This window comes from Saccharopolyspora rosea (assembly GCF_025643595.1).
Taxonomy (GTDB): Bacteria; Actinomycetota; Actinomycetes; order Mycobacteriales; family Pseudonocardiaceae; genus Saccharopolyspora; species Saccharopolyspora rosea.
In genome coordinates this window covers 6,045,695-6,063,643 of sequence record NZ_CP102826.1, presented here as the reverse complement: position 1 = coordinate 6,063,643, position 17,949 = coordinate 6,045,695, and the positions used below count along the sequence as shown (strand labels likewise).

Sequence of the window (17,949 nt, the reverse complement as noted above, 5' to 3'; positions counted from 1 at the left end):
AATTCCCGCCGCGCCGGCTCGCAGCTAGCCGGCCATCGTCCCGGCCGGTTCTCGACCGGCTCGCGTACAGGAGGTTCGCGTGCTCGGCGCCTTCCGCTCGGCTCTGGCGACGCCGGACCTGCGCCGCAAGATCCTGTTCACACTGGGCATGGTGGTGCTGTACCGGCTCGGCGCGACGATCCCGTCACCCGGGGTGTCGTACCCGAACGTCCAGCAGTGCGTGACGCAGCTGCAGGGACAGGGCAGCCAGAGCGTCTACTCGCTGCTGAACCTGTTCAGCGGCGGTGCACTGCTGCAGCTCTCGGTGCTGTCGCTGGGCATCGTGCCCTACATCACCTCCAGCATCATCATCCAGCTGCTGCAGGTGGTCATCCCGCGCTTCGAGCAGCTGAAGAAGGAAGGCCAGGCCGGACAGGCGAAGCTGACGCAGTACACCCGGTACCTGACGATCGCGCTGGCGATCCTGCAGGCGACCGGTGTGGTGGCGCTCGCCGTCCGCGGTCAGCTGTTCCAGGGCTGCTCGGTGCCGGTGGTGCCGGACGACTCGGTGCTCAACCTGATCGTCATCGTCATCGTCATGACCGCCGGTGCGGCGCTGCTGATGTGGATGGGCGAGCTGATCACCGAGCGCGGCATCGGCAACGGCATGTCGCTGCTGATCTTCACCTCGATCGCCTCCCGCATCCCGGGCGAGGGCGGGAACATCCTCAAGAGCCACGGCCCGCTGGTGTTCACCGTGGTGCTGTGCTTCGCGATCGCGATCATCGCGACGGTGGTGTTCATCGAGCAGGCGCAGCGCCGCATCCCGGTGCAGTACGCCAAGCGCATGATCGGTCGCCGGATGTACGGCGGAACCTCGACGTACCTGCCGCTGAAGGTCAACCAGGCCGGTGTCATCCCGGTCATCTTCGGGTCCTCGCTGCTGTACCTGCCGCAGCTGCTCGGTCAGCTCGCGGGCAACCAGGACAGCGCGATCACCCGGTTCATCATGACCTACATCGTGTCCCAGTCCAGCTGGGTGCACATCGTGCTCTACATGGCGTTGATCATCTTCTTCGCCTACTTCTACGTGTCGATCACGTTCAACCCGGAAGAGCGCGCCGACGACATGAAGAAGTTCGGCGGCTTCATCCCGGGCATCCGGCCGGGACGACCGACCGCCGAATACCTCGGTTTCGTGCTCTCCCGGATCACCCTGCCCGGTTCGCTGTACCTGGGCGTGATCGCGATCCTGCCGAACTTCTTCCTGAGCATCACCGGTGGCCAGGGCGGGAACCAGAACTTCCCGTTCGGCGGCACCGCCGTGTTGATCATGGTCAACGTCGGGCTGGACACCGTGAAGCAGATCGAGAGCCAGCTCACGCAGCGGAAGTACGAAGGCTTCCTCCGGTAGGCTGGACGATCCGGGAGCGGGGGCGTCGCAGCTCGCCCCCACCGAGGACCTGACCTTCCGCGCGGTGTGACCGGCTCATGGCGCCGTCGTCCGCGATCAGGAGGGCAGGCAGCGCTCTGCCGTGGCGGTGGTGCGCGAGAAGAACGATTCGGAGGCAGACCCTTGGTGCGATTGGTTCTCGTCGGCCCGCCCGGTGCGGGCAAGGGCACCCAGGCGGCCGTGCTGAGCGAGAAGCTCGGGGTTCCGCACATCTCCACCGGAGACCTGTTCCGGGCCAACATCGGCAACGCCACCCCGCTCGGCCAGAAGGCCAAGAGCTATCTCGACGCCGGTGAACTGGTCCCGGACGAGGTGACCAACGAGATGGTGCGGGAACGGCTGGCGGAGCCGGACGCGCGCGAGGGCTTCCTGCTCGACGGATACCCCAGGACCACCCCGCAGGCCGACGTGCTCACCGACATCCTGGCCGAGAACGGCATGGAGCTGACCGCGGTCCTGCAGTTCGAGGTGCCGGAGGAGGAGCTGGTCCGGCGCATGCTGGCGCGCGGGCGCTCCGACGACACCGAGGACGTCATCCGGCGTCGGCTGGCGGTCTACCGGGAGGAGACCGAGCCGCTGCTGGAGTACTACCGGAACAAGATCCTCAAGATCGACGCCGTCGGGTCGATCGACGACATCTCCGCACGCGCCCTGGAGGCGCTGCGGGCCCGGGCCTGACCCGGGCAGAGGCGAAGGTGGCTGCGTTGTTGCGTCGGGGGAAGGGCATCGAGCTCAAGTCGGCGGGCGAGATCGAGGCGATGCGCGCCGCGGGCCTGGTGGTGGCCCGGGCGCTCGCCGAGGTCACCGCGCACGCCAAGCCCGGGGTGAGCACGGGTGAGCTCGACGAGATCGCCGAACAGGTGATCCGGGACGCCGGCGCGGTCCCCTCCTTCAAGGGCTACCACGGGTTCCCGGCATCGATCTGCGCGTCGCTCAACGAGAAGGTCGTGCACGGGATCCCGTCCCGCAGCGAGGTGCTCGCCGACGGCGACCTGCTGTCGGTGGACTGCGGCGCGATCCTCGACGGCTGGCACGGGGACTCCGCGGTCACCGTGCCGGTCGGTTCGGTCGCGGCGGCCGACCAGGGGCTGTCCGAGGCGACCAAGGCGGCGATGTGGGCCGGGATCGAGCAGGTCCGGGCTGGTAACCGGCTCACCGACATCTCGCACGCGGTGGAGACCGCGGCGCGCTCGGCGGCGAAGGCCGACGGGGCGACCTACGGGATCATCGCCGAGTACGGCGGGCACGGCATCGGCACCCAGATGCACATGGAGCCGTTCCTGCCGAACCTGGGCAAGCCGGGTCGGGGGCCGAAGCTGCGCGTCGGCATGGCCATCGCGGTCGAGCCGATGCTGACGCTGGGGTCGGCCGACACCGAGGAGCTCGACGACGAGTGGACCGTGGTCACCGTCGACGGCTCCCGCGCGGCCCACTGGGAGCACACCGTCGCCATCACCGAGGACGGTCCCTGGGTCCTCACCGACCCCGACTCCGCGCGCTGAGTGCCTGTCTTTGAACCTGCTCCCGGAACACACGTGGTAAGCGGCGTGAGCCGCTTTCTCTTTCGGTGAGTGGTCTCGCCGCTGGCACCGCCGCGGGTTCTCAGCGGTCGTCTCGCGAGGACAGCCCCGACGCCGTGTATTGGACATACATCAGGAGGGGCTTCCGCAGTCGAGACGGCCGCTGAGGTTCCGCCACCGGCACCGCCACCCCAAACGAGTTCAAAGACACGCACTGAGCCGCCCGGTGCCGGATCAGGCGCCCGGCCGCGGACGGCGGCAGACGTAGACGCGGGTGGGCGGGATGTTCCGCCACACCGCGGCCCGCGGGAGCACTTCCTCGAACGTCTCGGCGAGCGCGCGGGTGAAGGCGCGCGTCGGCGCCCGCCACAGCGTCGTCAGGTACGTGACCGTGGTGAACACGCCCGTCGGCGTGAGCACCGAGGCGGCCTCGCGCAGCAGTTCGCGCTGCTTGTCCGGCGGGAGCAGGGTCCAGGGGATGCTGCTGATCACGGCGTCGACCTCGCCCACCCCGGCGTCCCGCAGCAGGGTCCGCAGCTGGGCCACGTCGCCCTCGATGACCTCCAGCCACGGCTTCCGGGTGCGCAGGTAGCGCACCATCTCCGGGTCGATCTCCACCGCCAGGTGCCGGGCTCCGGGAGGCAGCCGCGGTTGGATCGCGTCGCTGAGGGCACCGGTGCCCGGACCGAGTTCGAGCACCGTCGGCCGCCCGCTCCCGGGCACCACGTCGGCCACCGCCGCGGCGACGTACCGGGAGGTGGGCAGCAAGGCGCCCACCGTCGACGGTCTGCGGACGGCTCGGGTCAGGAAGATCCAGTACTCGTGCAGCTTCCCGGTCGCGGTCACGGCGGCTCCTGCGGGTCTCCGACGCGCGTGTGCTCGTCGCAGCGTCCCGCCGCGGAGCGGGGACCGCAGGATTTGCCGATTCGCCGGTTACCGCCTCAGTGCAGCGGGCGGCGGCAGGTGTAGTGCAGGATCGGCGGGAGGTTCCGCCAGGTCACGTGGGTGAGCACCTCGTCGAAGGTGCGGTGCAGCTGGGTGCGGAAGCGCCTGCCGCCGGCGCTCTGGGCCGCCGACAGGTAGGTCACCGCGGTGAACGCGCCGTGCGGGGTGAGGGCCTCGCTGGCCTGCCGCAGCACGTGCTCGACCGCGTCGTCCGGCATCAACGACCACGGGATGGCGCTGATGATCGCGTCGGCCTTGTCGACGTCCAGCTTGTCGAGCAGGGCGAGGAGGTCCCCGGCGTCGCCGTGCACGACCTCCATCCACGGCTTGTGGGTGCGCAGGTGGTCTGCGAGGTCCCTGCCGAGCTCGATGCCGATGTGCCGGGCTCCCCGCGGCAGCCGCCGGTGGATGCCGTCGCTGAGCGACCCGGTTCCGGGGCCGAGCTCGACGACGACCGGTGCGCCGGTGGTCGGCACCACCTGGGCGACCGTCGCGGCGACCGCGGCGGAGGTGGGGGTCGCGGCGCCGACCATGCGGGGATTGCGGACCGCGGTGGCGAAGAACGTCCGGTACTCGTCCAGCTTGCTCGCCACCGGCTGTGCGCCGTCGCTGATCCACCGCGCGCGGCCGGGCGAGCTAGGCTGGTCCTGGTGGGCTGTCACGCTGCTCCTCGGTTGGTCGGCGTGGCGGTTCGGGCCGGAACGGACCGCGTTCCGAGCGTGTGATCGAAAGTAATGAGCGCCGGAGTGAAGGCGCAACCCAACGTCACTCGAAGCACCGGACAAGCGTGATCAACCGCTACGGTACGTGATCGAAACCTCGGTGAGCTGCCCCGATGTGGAGTGCCCATCAGGCGGCGCGTAGAGTGGAGCCTCGGCGCACTCGTAGCGCCGGTTCGGCATGCCTGGTTTTTTCGTCCGGCTTTCCGACCGGGGCAGGGGTGTGCCCGTCGCGGGTGTCGGGGCCTCCGATGCCCGGGGCAGGGGCTTTCGAGCCCGAAAACCGTCACCGTCACGAAACGCGGAGGACATGGGCAAGAAAGACGGGGCCATTGAGGTCGAGGGTCGCGTGATCGAGCCGCTTCCCAACGCGATGTTCCGCGTCGAGTTGGAGAACGGCCACAAGGTCCTCGCACACATCAGTGGCAAGATGCGTCAGCACTACATCCGCATCCTGCCCGAGGACCGGGTCGTCGTGGAGCTGTCCCCGTACGACCTCTCCCGTGGGCGCATCGTCTACCGCTACAAGTGACCTCCACGGTGTCCGGGAGACCGGACACGCGTCCGATCAGGAGAGCAAGACCGTGAAGGTCCAGCCGAGTGTGAAGAAGATCTGCGACAAGTGCCAGGTCATCCGCCGTCACGGGCGAGTCCTGGTCATCTGCGACAACCAGCGCCACAAGCAGCGCCAGGGTTGATCGCCGTCGCGACCTGACAATCAAGTGGGAACTCCCCCGACCTGCCGGTCCGCGAGTGGACCGGTTGACCCCCGGGCCAGGCCGGGGCTGCGCGCTCCAGGGGTGCGCAGGTGGTGGGGGAGCAGACCTGGACGACGAGAAGGAGAGCCCGCCACATGGCAAGGGTCGTCGGCGTCGATCTCCCGCGCGAGAAGCGCATGGAGATCGCGCTCACCTACATCTACGGGATCGGGCGCACCCGGTCCAAGGAGATCCTGGCCGCGACCGGCATTTCGCCGGACGTGCGCGCCAAGGAGCTCGACGACGAGCAGCTGACCCAGCTGCGCGACTTCATCGAGAACAACTACCGGGTCGAGGGTGACCTCCGCCGCGAGGTCCAGGCCGACATCCGCCGGAAGATCGAGATCGGCTGCTACCAGGGGCTGCGCCACCGCCGCCACCTGCCGGTCCACGGGCAGCGGACCAAGACCAACGCCCGCACCCGGAAGGGGCCGAAGAAGACGGTCGCCGGCAAGAAGAAGGCCGGGAAGAAGTAAGCCTCGCTAGGAGACAGCTGAATGCCACCCAAGCAGCGCGCCGGTGCCGTCAAGAAGGTGCGGCGCAAGGAGAAGAAGAACGTCGCGCACGGTCAGGCGCACATCAAGAGCACGTTCAACAACACGATCGTGTCGATCACCGACCCCACGGGCGCGGTGATCAGCTGGGCCTCGGCCGGCCACGTCGGGTTCAAGGGCTCCCGCAAGTCCACCCCGTTCGCCGCGCAGATGGCCGCCGAGAACGCCGCCCGCAAGGCCGCCGAGCACGGCATGAAGAAGGTCGACGTCTTCGTCAAGGGCCCGGGGTCGGGCCGTGAGACGGCGATCCGTTCGCTGCAGGCCGCCGGTCTGGAAGTCGGCACCATCCAGGACGTGACCCCGCAGCCGCACAACGGCTGCCGCCCGCCGAAGCGTCGTCGGGTCTGAGCCGCGGGGAGGAGTAGACAACAATGGCTCGTTACACCGGTCCCGCGACCCGCAAGTCCCGCCGGCTGAAGGTCGACCTCGTCGGAGGCGACCAGGCGTTCGAGCGCCGGCCGTACCCCCCGGGGCAGCACGGGCGCGCCCGCGTCAAGGAAACCGAGTACCTGCTGCAGCTCCAGGAGAAGCAGAAGGTCCGGTTCACCTACGGCGTGCTGGAGCGCCAGCTCCGCGCGTACTACGAGGAAGCCAACCGCCGTTCCGGCAAGACGGGTGAGAACCTGCTGCAGCTGCTGGAGACCCGGCTGGACAACGTCGTGTACCGCTCCGGCCTGGCCCGCACCCGTCGGATGGCCCGGCAGCTGGTCAACCACGGCCACTTCCTGGTCAACGGCAAGAAGGTGAACATCCCCAGCTTCCAGGTCACGAAGTGGGACATCATCGACGTGCGGCCCAAGTCGCTGGCCACCACGCCGTTCCTGATCGCCAAGGAGACCCTCGGCGAGCGGCCCGTCCCGGCGTGGCTGCAGGTCGTCCCCTCGAACCTGCGGGTCCTGGTGCACCAGGCGCCGGAGCGCGCGCAGATCGACACCCCGGTCACCGAGCAGCTCATCGTCGAGTACTACTCGAAGTGACGCGTCCCGCCGGCGGCCCCGCGCGGCCGCCGGCGGTCGCAGCCGACGGTGGCGGCGCAGGAGACCGCCACCGGCCCGCCAGTGGCGGGCGTGCCATCCCATCGGCGTCATATGGCGGGCGCCGTGAGGAAAGGAAAGTCAAGTGCTCATCTCCCAGCGACCCACACTGTCCGAAGAGGCGGTGTCGGAGACTCGCTCCCGGTTCGTCATCGAGCCGCTGGAGCCGGGTTTCGGCTACACCCTCGGCAACTCGCTGCGTCGCACCCTGCTCTCGTCGATCCCGGGTGCGGCCGTCACCAGCCTGCGCATCGACGGTGTGCTGCACGAGTTCACCACGATCCAGGGTGTGAAGGAGGACGTCACCGACGTCATCCTGAACATCAAGGAGCTGGTCGTCAGCTCCGAGGAGGACGAGCCGGTGACCATGTACCTGCGCAAGCAGGGACCGGGTGAGGTCACCGCGGCCGACATCGTTCCGCCCGCCGGCGTCACGGTGCACAACCCGGATCTGCACATCGCCACCCTCAACGCGAAGGGCAAGCTGGAGATCGAGCTCGTCGTCGAGCGTGGTCGTGGCTACGTCCCCGCGATGCAGAACAAGCAGACCGGCGCCGAGATCGGCCGCATCCCGGTCGACTCGATCTACTCGCCGGTGCTGAAGGTGACCTACAAGGTCGAGGCCACCCGTGTCGAACAGCGCACGGACTTCGACAAGCTGATCCTCGACGTCGAGACCAAGCCGTCGATCACGCCGCGGGACGCGGTGGCGTCGGCCGGTCGCACCCTCGTCGAGCTGTTCGGGCTCGCCCGCGAGCTCAACATCGACGCCGAAGGCATCGAGATCGGCCCGTCCCCGGCGGAAGCCGACACCATCGCGGCCTACGCGATGCCGATCGAGGACCTCGACCTGACGGTTCGCTCCTACAACTGCCTCAAGCGGGAAGGCATCCACACCGTCGGTGAGCTGGTCTCGCGCAGCGAGGCCGACCTGCTGGACATCCGCAACTTCGGCGCGAAGTCCATCGACGAGGTCAAGATGAAGCTGGCCGGCCTGGGTCTGGCCCTCAAGGACAGCCCGCCCGGATTCGACCCGTCCGCCGCCGCGGCCGAGTACCCGGCCGAGGGTTGGTCGTCGGAGACCGGCACCGTCGGCACGGTCGGTCCCGTCGAGGAGACCGGCTTCGACAACGGATTCGACGACGGCCAGGACTACGCGGAGACAGAGCAGCTGTAGCTGTGATGCGCGTCCGGGGTCACCGGCGCGCCCTGAGAGGAGCAACCGATGCCCACCCCGACCAAGGGACCGCGTCTCGGCGGGTCGCCGGCGCACGAGCGGCTCATTCTGGCCAACCTGGCCACCTCGCTGTTCGAGCACGGGAAGGTCCACACCACCGAGGCGAAGGCGAAACGGCTTCGCCCGCTCGCCGAGCGGCTGATCAGCAAGGCCAAGAAGGGCGACCTGCACAACCGTCGCGAGGTCATGAAGACCATCCGCGACAAGGACGTCGTGCACAAGCTCTTCGCCGAGATCGGCCCGTTCTTCGCCGACCGCGACGGCGGTTACACCCGCGTCATCAAGACGGTGCCGCGCAAGGGTGACAACGCGAAGATGGCCATCCTGGCCCTGGTGAACGAGAAGACCGCGACCGCCGAGGCCGAGGCCGCGCGTGGCACCAAGTTCGCCAAGGACGAGCAGGAGGCCCCGCAGGCCGACGAGGCTGCCGAGACCTCGCAGGCCGAGGACACCGCCGCGGAGAAGAAGGACGACGAGTCCTGAGTTCCGCTCCCGGTGACGCCGTGGACGAGCCCGCCGCTCCCGTTCGGGAGGGCGGGCTCGTTCGTCTGCGCCTGGACATCTCCTACGACGGCACGCACTTCTCCGGGTGGGCTCGGCAACCCGGACTGCGGACCGTGCAGGGGTTGTTGGAGGACGCGCTGGCCAAGCAGCCGCCCGGCCGGGAGGTTCCCGGGTCGGTCGTGGTGGCCGGGCGCACCGACGCGGGCGTGCACGCGACCGGTCAGGTGGTGCACGTCGACGTCGTCCCGCACGACCCCGCGGGCGGCGGGCGGCTCCCCGTCGACGAGCGGGGAATCCCGGACCTGGAGCGGATGCGGCACCGGTGGAACCGCATCCTGCCCGCCGACGTGCGCGTGCTGGGGGTCCGCGTCGTGCCGGACGCGTTCGACGCGCGGTTCTCCGCGCTGCGGCGGCACTACCGCTACCAGGTGTCGGACGCGCCGTGGGGCGTCGATCCGCTGCGGCGGTACGACACGCTGGCCTGGAACCGGCCGCTCGACGTGGCGGCGCTGAACGCCGGTGCGGCCGAACTGGTGGGGCTGCACGACTTCGCGTCCTACTGCAAGGCCCGGGAGGGCGCCACCACGGTGCGGGAACTCCAGCACTTCTCCTGGGAGCGGGTGGAACCGCACCTCGTCGTCGCGCGCGTGAGCGCCGACGCCTTCTGCCACTCGATGGTCCGCAGCCTCGTCGGCACGCTCCTCATGGTCGGCGACGGCCGCCGCCCGGCGGCGTGGCCCGCCGACGTCCTCGGTGCCCAGCAGCGCACGAGCACCGTCGCTCCCGCGCACGGCCTGACCCTCGTCGCCGTCGACTACCCGGCCGACGCCGACCTCGCGGCCCGGGCCGCCCGCACCCGCGCGGTGCGCACCCTGGAGTGAGTTCCGCGGATTTCCCCGGAGGAATCGCGCCGGACGCGACGAAGAAGGCCCCCGGAGTCCGGGGGCCTTCGGGTTTCAGTCGCCGCGGCGGATGGGGCCGAGGATTTCCTGTTCCTTCTTGTTGGTGACCAGGCGGATCGGCGTCCACATCATGTTGCCGAGAGCGATGAGCGAGTCGTCCTGGAGCTGGGTGAGCTGTTGGGCCTGCTGCGGGCGGAGGCTCCAGATGCGCTGGGCGAGTTGGGCCTGGTTGAGCGGAAGTCGTTGCATGAGGACCAGGTCCGAGGCGTTGGCCGCCGTGCTGCTGCTGACCTGGGGGTGCAGGTAGGGCAGCACGTACATGGTGGTCTGCCACGCGGCCCGCGGCGGGAAGAGCTCCTGCGGGACCGCGCCGCCGTCGTGGATCACCAGCAGCGGGGTGTCCTCTGTGGACCTCGGGAGGTCGAACGGGGCGAGCCGGCGGATCTGGGTCAGCGGCACCGACTTGCCGTCCGGGGTCTGCCCGGCCGCGCGTTCCAGCACCTTCCACGAGGCCGGGCGGCCGGTGGCGACGATCACCCAGGCGCCGGTCGCCATCGCGCGCAGCGCGATCTGCCGCGCGAGGTACAGGCCGCCGACGGTGACCATCCGGGTCGGGTGCGGGCGCAGGATGGAGGCGGCCACCGCCTCGCCCTGCGGACCGGACCCGATGATCATCCCGCCCCGGTCCCCGGACGGGCTCACCGCGTCCAGCGTTTCCGGGGGGACCAGGAACTCCGGCGCGGCTCCCTGGCTGCCGGGGACGTCGATCGTTCTGCTACGGCTCATGCCGCACCTCCGAGCGGCAGCGTCGCCGCGTAGCCGGCGAGTTGCAGGCCGCGCAGCGGGGTCAGGGTCAGGTCGAGCCGGTCGCTGATGCGTTTGAGCAGCTCGTCGGCGGCGTCGAGCTCGCCGGGCGTGCGGGCGCTGACGCGCACCAGGCCGCGCAGTCCGACCTCGCCCTCCTCCCCGGACGGGGAGATCGACAGCGCGATGCTGGTGGACAGCGCGCGGATGCCGGTGAGCGCGTTGAGGCTCTTGTCCATCTGGTTCGGCCAGCCGGTGATCGCGTAGCTGGAGTGGCCGACGCCTCCCGCGGTGACGCCGTCCCAGCGCTCCTTGAGGCCGACCGGCCGCTCGGAACCGAGCACGCTGTGCAGCTCGGCCGAGGAGATCCCGGCCTGCAGCAGCTCGTCCGGGTCCAGCGGGCGGGTCGGAACGCCCTTGCTCTCCATGGCGTTGCGGATCCGGGACAGCGCGCCGATGAGGGCGCGGTGCGCGCCGAGGATGCCGCCGCCGCGTTCGCCGATGGCCTTGGCGCAGCGCTGCGGGTCGAGCCGGACCGCGATCCACGTGGTGCGCCGCGCGGCCGCCGCGAGCGGGCCGAGGACTTCGAGGTAGGAGTTCAGAGCGGGGGAGTTGGACGGCAGTGCCGCGCTGCCGGGGTAGCAGTGCCAGATGACCTGGATCGCGTCCAGCACCACCCCGCGGTCCTCCAGGCACGGGGCCAGGACTCCCAGCGGCAGGTTCGGCGCGCCCTCGGCCGGGTTCAGCAGCGACGGGGTCGGTTCGACCATGAGCACCGCGGTCCACTTGCCGTTGTGCCAGGCCATTCCGACCGGCTGGCGGTCGTGGTCCTGGGTGCGGGCGATGACCAGGTCCTCGACGACCAGCCGCAGCAGCGCGACGCGGTGGTTCTCGTCCGGGCCGATGATGCCGTCGCCGTCCTTGTCCTCGGCGGGCTCCGTGGCGTCGAGGTTGACCGGCTGCGCGACCCGGGTGTGGTTGCGCGAGCGGTACTCGAAGACCAGGCCGAACCACTGGGTGAACCAACGGCCCCGGCGGCGCAGCAGCGCGATGATGAGCGCCAGCGCGGCGACGCCCGCGGACACCGGCCACAGCATCTTGTTGATGACGAACACGACCAGGCCGATCGCGAGGCCGACCTCGATGAGCACGATGTTGGCCGCCGGAATGCCGCCCAGTGTCACGCCGTTGGTGCGACGCCGCCGCGCGCGGATCCGGGCGCGGGGCGGGCTAGCGGGCCCGGGAGCTTTCGGCTGGGCCGGATGTTGTGCGGTCACGGACATCCGTTCGGTCTCTCCCCCTCGCAGGTAGGTGCGGCACGCGGCGCGCGAGAAAGGCGTTCTGGCGACAGCCGCCCGATGAGAATACTGATGGAGTCGGCCGAACCGCACCCATTCCGCGAGTCTCTGCGGCTATCCTGCGAAACCGTACCTCGGACGGGAGAGCTGTAGGCGAAGAATGGCATCAACACCCACAACGAAGTCACAGGTCCAGGCGTACCGGTTCGTGCTGCGTCGCATGGAGTCCGCGCTGGTGCGCAAAGACGCGGTGATGCTGCACGACCCGATGGGCTCCCACAAGCGGGCCACCGTGACCGGGGCGATCCTCGCCGTCATCGGTCTGATCGGGTTCCTGGTCTGGGGTCTGTTCGGGGGCAAGGGCTCCGTTCCCGACCCGGGATCCATCGTCATCGCGAAGGAAACCGGCAGCGTCTTCGTCGTGACCTCCGACGACAAGGCGCAGAAGCGGTTGACCCCGATGCTGAACATGGCCTCGGCCAAGCTGCTGGTGATGGCGCAGGGCGCCAACCAGGGCGGGCCGATCCAGCCGACCGTGGTCAAGGAGGCCGCGCTGGCGGACTTCCCGCGCGGACCGCGCACCGGCATGGTGAACGCGCCCACCTACCTGCCGGACGGCTCGAACCCCGCTGCTCCGTTCTGGGCGATCTGCGATGTCGCGGACACCAGGGACATGCCCATGACGTCCAATGTGGACCGACAGCCGAAGATCGAGACGACGGTGATCGGCGGTGACGACCACCACGGCACCGAGCTCGCGCCGGATCAGTCGCTGTTCGTCCGCGACCAGACCTCCGGCAAGGAGTACCTGGTCTACCGGGTGCAGGACCTGTCGAACCGGAAGAACACGCACGCGGTCAAGGCCGAGGTCGACCAGACGCAGACCACCGTCATGGACATGTACGGCCTCAACGGCGTGACGCCGCGGACCATCAGCAGCAACATGCTCAACGCGATCCCGAGCGTGCAGCCGCTGCGGGTGCCGGACATCGACGGCGACCGCGGCCAGGCGAGCTACATGCCGCGCTACCGGGTCGGTGACGTGGTGCGCCGCACCGTTCCCGGTGAGCCGGACCAGTATTTCCTGCTGCTGAAGTCCGGCAAGCAGGAGATCTCCGCGGGCGCGGCGGCCGTGCTGCACGCGAAGAACTACAACAGCCGGGACATCCCGAACGCCACGGGCGCGCTGACCCAGGCCAAGGACGCCGACGACTCCGACCAGATGAACCTGTCGTCGTTCCCCATGGTGGTGCCCAAGCCGGTGTCCTTCCAGCAGTCCGACACCTCGTGCCTGAGCTGGAAGAACAACAACGGCAGCCAGGACATCACGGTCACCCTGAACAAGGGCAACCCGGCGCCGAAGCCGGCCGTGAAGCTGGCGCAGTACGACGGCAACGGCCCGAACGTGGACTACTTCTACATGCCCGCCGGCAAGTCGGCGGTGGTCCGCGGCACGACGAACGAGTCGGGTTCGGACAGCGGTCCGATCTTCCTGGTCTCCGACCAGGGCGTGCTCTACGGCATCAAGGACGTGGCCACCGCGCAGGGCCTCGGGGTCGTCCGCGGTGGTGGCGACATCAAGGCCGGTCCGTCCTGGCTGATGCGCAACAACACGCTGCCGCAGGGCGACTTCCTGGATCCGGCGCAGGCGAGCTTCATCTACGACTCGATCCCCGTGCCGCCGGGCGGGATCAGCCGACCGCCGCAGAACAAGCAGCAGGCGGGAGCGGCCGGAGGGAGCTGACCCGCGCCGGGAACCGACCCGGCTGGTGCCGACGTCCGAGGGAGAGCGATCCGCCCGCAGCGCCCGGAGTGGGAGCTGCGGGCGGATCCGTTTTTCGGGGCAGCAGTTCTCGGGAGGTGCCGGATGGCGGGGATTCGGATCGATGCCGAGCAGCTCGCGCGCTGCGCGGCTGACGTGCGCACCGCGGGGGAGGAGATCGCCGAGGTGGAACGGGGCCTGTCGGCGGTCGAGCTGGCGCCCGAGGTGTTCGGGAGCTCGGGGGTCGCGCGGGCCTACCAGGACGTCCTCGCGTCGTTGCGCGAGCGGACCGGTCGCGTCGCCGAGACGTTCACCGGGGCCGCGGCGGAATTGCGCATGGCCGTCGAGCAGCACACCGCCCGGGACGCCGACGTGGCCCGCGGCCTGCGGCGCGGTGCGGAGCGGTGACGGTGTCCCGGGAGCACTTCGACCACCTGTCCCGCGTCGCGGACCGGCTCGGCGTGCCCGACCCGTTCGACGGCGCGCCCACCGGCGGCGTCGACGACCTGCGCGCGGCCGCCCGCGCGTGGCGGGGTGCCGCGGACCGCGTCGAATCGTCCACTGCGGACGTCAACGCGCGGATCGGTGCCGTCGACGACGTGTGGCGCGGTCGGGATTGCGACGCCTTCGTGGCGCACGTGCAGCGCGGCGGCCGGTCGGGCGGGGACGTGGCGGACTCGATGCGGGCGCTGGCGGACGGGCTCGACCGGACCGCGGAGGCCGTGCACGCGGCGCGGGCCGGACTCGCCGAGCTGGCCGCCGACACCGCCGGCGAGGTGACGGCGGCCCTGGCCGGTCCCGCCGACGGGGCCTGTCGGGCGCGCCGCCTGCTGGCGGAGTTGGCCGCGTCGGCGCGGAAGTCGACCGAGTCCACTGAGGAGGCTTTCCGGGACTTCGGGCGGCTGTGCGCCGACCTGGCGGGTGAGCCCGCCGGGCGTTGCCCGGGTCCTGGGCCGGCCGCGGCCGTTCCCGCGTCCGACGGGGAGAAAACCCCTTCGGAGAGCGGTGAACCGCTCGACGCGGCGGCGTCGGAGCTGTCCACCGCGGTCGCGGTCGGCGTGCTGTCGACGGGCGTGCTGGGCGGTGCCGCGCCGCCGCGGGGCAGGCGGCGGAACCGGTCCCGCGCGCGGGCGTGGGAGCTGCTCGGCGGTCCGGACCCGGGCGTCGCGCCGGTGCTGGGACCGGAGCAGGCGGCCGAACCGCACGCGGATCGGCGGCCCGGCAGGGTGGAGCGCGCGCTGAACCCGCCGACGGCAGCCCCGGAATCCCCGGCGCAGCAGCCGGTGCCACCGCCGGACGCCGGAATCGGTCCCGGCACCGACTCGGCACCGCCGGCCGCGGGGGAGCCGCGCCGATGAGGAGGCCCCGGTGTCCGAAGTGGACACCGGGGCCTCCGGAGGGGTCGCGGGATCAGTCCTTCCGGCCCGCCGCGCGGGCGCGCACGTTGCGGACCGCGTTGACCAGGAACGCGGTGAAGACGATCGCGGCGATGCCCGCCCCGGCGCCGCCGATCGCGACGACCAGCGCGGGGAAGTCGCGGGCCTGCAGGGCGTCCGCGTCGAGCCGCCGCGGCTTCATCTGGTGGGACGGCGGGATCACGTCGTTGAGCGCCGCCATCGGGTCGATCATGCCGTAGCCCACGATGTCGTTGCGGCCGTCGTTGCCGCCCGGGTGCATCGCGGTCTTCTCGATCCGGTCGATGATGGAGCGGGCGTCGGCGCTGCGGCCCTCCCGCTGCGCCTGCTCCTTCATCAGCGCGGCGAGGCCGGACACGTACGGCGCGGCGAAGCTGGTGCCCTGGATCGGGCCCAGCTGCCCGCTCTGCCCCTCGGAGATCTGGCTGGCCAGCCCGGTGCCGCCGTTGCCCGGGTCGAGCGAGATGAGGTTCTCACCGGGCGCGGCCACGTCCACCCACGGGCCCGGCACGGTGAACGCCGACGGCGCGCCCTGCTGGTTCACCGACGCCACGGTGATCACGTAGTTGTCGAACCAGGCGGGCAGCACGGCCGTCGTCGGGCGGCCGGGCGCGTTCTTCTGGCAGCTGCCCGTGGTGTTGCCCGCGGCCACGACCACGACCACGCCCTTGTTGTAGGCGTTCACCACCGCCTGGTAGAGCATGTTGTTGCCGGAGTCGAAGTGCATGGCCTGCGCGAGCGACTGGCACGAGGACTGCGAAATGTTGATCACGCTCGCGCCGCTGTCCACCGCGTACTGGATGGCGCGGGCCATGGTCTCGGTGTCGCCGAGGGTCCGCTTCTCGGCCTTGTTCTCGTACAGCCCCGAGGACTGCCGGATGGACAGGATCTTCGCGTCCGGTGCGACGCCGACGAACCCGGTGTTCGGGTCCGGGTGCGCCGCGATGATCCCGGCGACGATCGTGCCGTGGCCGTCGCAGTCGAACCGCGCGCCGTGGCCGTCGGGCACCGAGCTGCCGCCGTCCTCGACGCTGAGCCGGGGGTGCGGGTTGACGCCGGTGTCGATCACCGCGACCGTCTGCCCCTGCCCGGTCAGCCCCTGGTCCTGCGCCTGTTCGAAGCCGAGCGCCCGCTGGCTCCACGGCTTCTCCTCGATGACCGAATTGCCGGTGTTGGGCTGCATGCAGCCCCCGGTCTGCTCGTAGCTGCCGTTCGGGGTGAGCTGCCCGCCGGGCACGTTGACCGGCACCAGCGGCGGCGGCTGGACCGTCTCCGCGAGCGCGGCGGGGGCGGTGGGTCCGCCGAGGGCGAGCACCCCGACCGCCGCCGCGAGCGCGAGCGCCGGTCGGGAACGCGGGAACCTGAAGCGCATCGAGACGCCTCTCAGAACAGGTTGAGGTTGAGGTCGCGGACCACCATGTACAGATCCATCACGGCCAGCGCCAGCGGCAGCACCAGTGCGATCAGCACGGCCTCCAGCACGTCGACCATGCGCCGCTGCACCGGCGAGAACCGGCGGTTCGGGAACACCACGCCGAAGATGATCGACAGGATGCCCAGCAGCACCAGCGGCGGGAACGCCCACGCCACCGCGATCGGCATCTGCGAGACCTGCAGCAGCAGGCCGATGGCCACGCCGCCGGACGCCAGCAGACCGTTGGCCAGCAGGGCGACCGCCTGGCTGCCGTTGGCGTAGTTGCGGCCGCGCAGCAGCAGCACCGCGGACACCACGACGGCGAACGCGACGCCGAAGATGCGGGTGGGCAGCGGCACCGCGCCCAGCGAGACGGCGGCGGCGGACAGCACCGCGCCGATCGCGGCGACCAGACCGCAGCCGATGATCAGGCCGGTCATGTACTGGTGCGCCAGGCCGGTCTGGCGCTCGATCAGCCGGTAGTCCGGGAAGCCGCTGTCCTCCTTGAGGTCTTCGGCGCTGCCCGGCACGTGCGGCAGCGGCAGCTTCGCCAGCTGGATGGTGATGCGCGGCAGCAGGGAGATGCCGGCCAGGCCGACGGCGGCGGCACCGGCGGCGATGCCCGCCTGGTTGCTGCTGCCGACCAGCGTCGCGACCAGGAAGGCGACGGTGCCGAACGCGCCGGCCGTCGCCGCGGCGATGAACGCGATGATGCCCGCGCCGATCACCATGAGTGACACCGACGCGACGATGAGCACCAGTGCGCAGCCCAGCAGCAGGCGCGGCTCGATGGTGTTGCCCGGAACGATGTTGAAGCCCGCCACGAACGCCATCGGCAGCCCGCCGGCCGCGGCGATGACGGTGCCGGTCGTGGGCGCGGCGTAGGCGCGGGTGACGATCGAACCGACGCCGACGGCGAAGACCGTCAGGATCAGCGCGGAGGCCGCGGCGAACACCTGGTAGCCGATGGCGCCGATGCCCTTGACGAAGTCCGGGTGCAGCATGCCCGCCGGGCCCGCGAGCCCGAGTCCGACGGCCGCGCCGATCAGCGCCAGGGCACCCGCGGTGTGGCCGATCCTGGCCGCGGTCTCCTTGGTCCACGGCCGGTAGCTGCCCGGTTCCGCCTCGGCGAGCGCGTCGACGACGTCGTCGTACAACGGTGGTGGTGGGTTGTCCGACCTGCGGCGCAACTGCAGCATGTCGCCGTCCACAATGCCCTGCGACGACAGCGTCTGGCTGGGGTCCAGTGGCTGACTCTCGCCGAGCTTGGCCAGGCACCAGCCGCCGTGCCGCGACCCGCCGTCGGGGGTGGACTCGCGGGCCATGTCCAGAAGCATCGGCAGCAGATCCGCCACCGAGACGTCGGAAGGCAGCGCCAGGTCGATGCGAGTTGTCGGCGCCACCACCGTCACGCGGCTGAACACCGTGGTACCCGTCGCCACTTGGGCCCCCTACTCCGTTGGTCGATTGCCTTGCAACTTTGGTCCAGTCTCGATCCAACCAAGGTCGGTTTTTCTTCCGGAAACCCACCCGCCCGGTCGGAGAGCGCCCCTAGTATGGCCGCACCGGCCGTCGACGGGTGACGGGTTTGGTCGAACTCGTGCCAACTACTTCGTATCTGGTTGGTCACGGTCGAACGGCGATCGCGCCC

General features: G+C 70.5%; 20 protein-coding genes. 14 read left to right on the top strand and 6 right to left on the bottom strand.

Going from position 1 to position 17,949, the window contains the following annotated elements:
- The first annotated feature begins 79 nt into the window (after positions 1-79).
- The 3 genes from secY (at position 80) to map (ending at position 2,934) form a co-directional block, all read left to right on the top strand.
- Entirely contained in the window at positions 80-1,393 is a 1,314-nt protein-coding gene (gene secY, locus NV263_RS28185) for a preprotein translocase subunit SecY (protein WP_263249810.1), read from the top strand.
- A 162-nt stretch (positions 1,394-1,555) separates the two neighbouring features.
- Positions 1,556-2,110: an adenylate kinase gene (locus NV263_RS28180; protein ID WP_263249808.1), complete on the top strand. Its 555-nt coding sequence runs from the start codon at positions 1,556-1,558 to the stop codon at positions 2,108-2,110.
- 26 nt (positions 2,111-2,136) lie between these two features.
- Positions 2,137-2,934 (top strand): type I methionyl aminopeptidase, encoded by a 798-nt coding sequence (map, locus tag NV263_RS28175; RefSeq protein ID WP_263249806.1) that lies wholly within the window; start codon positions 2,137-2,139, stop codon positions 2,932-2,934.
- A gap of 252 nt (positions 2,935-3,186) precedes the next feature.
- On the opposite strand, the gene NV263_RS28170 is transcribed toward map, so the two are convergent.
- On the bottom strand, positions 3,187-3,798 hold the full coding sequence (locus tag NV263_RS28170) for a class I SAM-dependent methyltransferase (RefSeq protein WP_263249805.1): 612 nt from the start codon (positions 3,796-3,798) through the stop codon (positions 3,187-3,189).
- A 95-nt stretch (positions 3,799-3,893) separates the two neighbouring features.
- Positions 3,894-4,559 carry a class I SAM-dependent methyltransferase gene (locus tag NV263_RS28165; RefSeq protein ID WP_263249804.1) on the bottom strand — a complete coding sequence of 222 codons (666 nt, stop codon included), beginning with the start codon at positions 4,557-4,559 and terminating at the stop codon, positions 3,894-3,896.
- A 367-nt stretch (positions 4,560-4,926) separates the two neighbouring features.
- On the opposite strand from NV263_RS28165, the gene infA reads away from it, so the two are divergent.
- The 8 genes from infA to truA all read left to right on the top strand — a co-directional run bounded on the left by infA (position 4,927) and on the right by truA (position 9,584).
- Positions 4,927-5,148 (top strand): translation initiation factor IF-1, encoded by a 222-nt coding sequence (infA, locus tag NV263_RS28160; RefSeq protein ID WP_009948665.1) that lies wholly within the window; start codon positions 4,927-4,929, stop codon positions 5,146-5,148.
- A gap of 52 nt (positions 5,149-5,200) precedes the next feature.
- Positions 5,201-5,314: a 50S ribosomal protein L36 gene (gene rpmJ, locus NV263_RS28155; protein WP_016698434.1), complete on the top strand. Its 114-nt coding sequence runs from the start codon at positions 5,201-5,203 to the stop codon at positions 5,312-5,314.
- A gap of 155 nt (positions 5,315-5,469) precedes the next feature.
- The gene (rpsM, locus tag NV263_RS28150; RefSeq protein ID WP_263249797.1) at positions 5,470-5,850 is read left to right on the top strand and encodes a 30S ribosomal protein S13; all 381 of its coding nucleotides are present in this window, start codon (positions 5,470-5,472) and stop codon (positions 5,848-5,850) included.
- 21 nt (positions 5,851-5,871) lie between these two features.
- Positions 5,872-6,276, top strand: coding sequence for a 30S ribosomal protein S11 (rpsK, locus tag NV263_RS28145; protein WP_093155193.1), 405 nt, complete (start codon positions 5,872-5,874; stop codon positions 6,274-6,276).
- A 23-nt stretch (positions 6,277-6,299) separates the two neighbouring features.
- Entirely contained in the window at positions 6,300-6,905 is a 606-nt protein-coding gene (gene rpsD, locus NV263_RS28140; protein WP_263249794.1) for a 30S ribosomal protein S4, read from the top strand.
- A 142-nt stretch (positions 6,906-7,047) separates the two neighbouring features.
- Positions 7,048-8,139 (top strand): DNA-directed RNA polymerase subunit alpha, encoded by a 1,092-nt coding sequence (locus NV263_RS28135; RefSeq protein WP_263249793.1) that lies wholly within the window; start codon positions 7,048-7,050, stop codon positions 8,137-8,139.
- Positions 8,140-8,187: 48 nt separating this feature from the next.
- Positions 8,188-8,682 carry a 50S ribosomal protein L17 gene (gene rplQ / locus NV263_RS28130; RefSeq protein WP_263249792.1) on the top strand — a complete coding sequence of 165 codons (495 nt, stop codon included), beginning with the start codon at positions 8,188-8,190 and terminating at the stop codon, positions 8,680-8,682.
- A 20-nt stretch (positions 8,683-8,702) separates the two neighbouring features.
- A complete protein-coding gene (truA, locus tag NV263_RS28125) occupies positions 8,703-9,584 on the top strand; it encodes a tRNA pseudouridine(38-40) synthase TruA (protein ID WP_263249790.1) in 882 nt (293 codons plus the stop codon).
- Between the two features lie 75 nt (positions 9,585-9,659).
- On the opposite strand, the gene NV263_RS28120 is transcribed toward truA, so the two are convergent.
- The gene (locus NV263_RS28120) at positions 9,660-10,391 is read right to left on the bottom strand and encodes a hypothetical protein (protein ID WP_263249789.1); all 732 of its coding nucleotides are present in this window, start codon (positions 10,389-10,391) and stop codon (positions 9,660-9,662) included.
- Positions 10,388-11,593 carry a type VII secretion protein EccE gene (gene eccE, locus NV263_RS28115; RefSeq protein WP_263249788.1) on the bottom strand — a complete coding sequence of 402 codons (1,206 nt, stop codon included), beginning with the start codon at positions 11,591-11,593 and terminating at the stop codon, positions 10,388-10,390. The genes NV263_RS28120 and eccE overlap by 4 nt, the downstream gene beginning before the upstream one ends.
- A gap of 274 nt (positions 11,594-11,867) precedes the next feature.
- Here eccE and eccB point away from each other — a divergent pair, with 274 nt between their 5' ends.
- From eccB to NV263_RS28100, 3 genes are all read left to right on the top strand, one after another.
- The gene (gene eccB, locus NV263_RS28110) at positions 11,868-13,451 is read left to right on the top strand and encodes a type VII secretion protein EccB (protein ID WP_263249787.1); all 1,584 of its coding nucleotides are present in this window, start codon (positions 11,868-11,870) and stop codon (positions 13,449-13,451) included.
- 123 nt (positions 13,452-13,574) lie between these two features.
- On the top strand, positions 13,575-13,877 hold the full coding sequence (locus tag NV263_RS28105; protein WP_263249786.1) for a hypothetical protein: 303 nt from the start codon (positions 13,575-13,577) through the stop codon (positions 13,875-13,877).
- Entirely contained in the window at positions 13,874-14,827 is a 954-nt protein-coding gene (locus tag NV263_RS28100) for a WXG100-like domain-containing protein (RefSeq protein ID WP_263249785.1), read from the top strand. The genes NV263_RS28105 and NV263_RS28100 overlap by 4 nt, the downstream gene beginning before the upstream one ends.
- Positions 14,828-14,879: 52 nt before the next feature.
- Here NV263_RS28100 and mycP read toward each other — a convergent pair whose 3' ends face one another.
- Together mycP and eccD are read right to left on the bottom strand one after the other, a co-directional pair.
- Positions 14,880-16,256, bottom strand: a complete 1,377-nt coding sequence (gene mycP / locus NV263_RS28095) for a type VII secretion-associated serine protease mycosin (RefSeq protein WP_263249784.1) — start codon at positions 16,254-16,256, stop codon at positions 14,880-14,882.
- Between the two features lie 11 nt (positions 16,257-16,267).
- Positions 16,268-17,740 (bottom strand): type VII secretion integral membrane protein EccD, encoded by a 1,473-nt coding sequence (gene eccD, locus NV263_RS28090; RefSeq protein WP_263249783.1) that lies wholly within the window; start codon positions 17,738-17,740, stop codon positions 16,268-16,270.
- Positions 17,741-17,949: the final 209 nt, after the last annotated feature.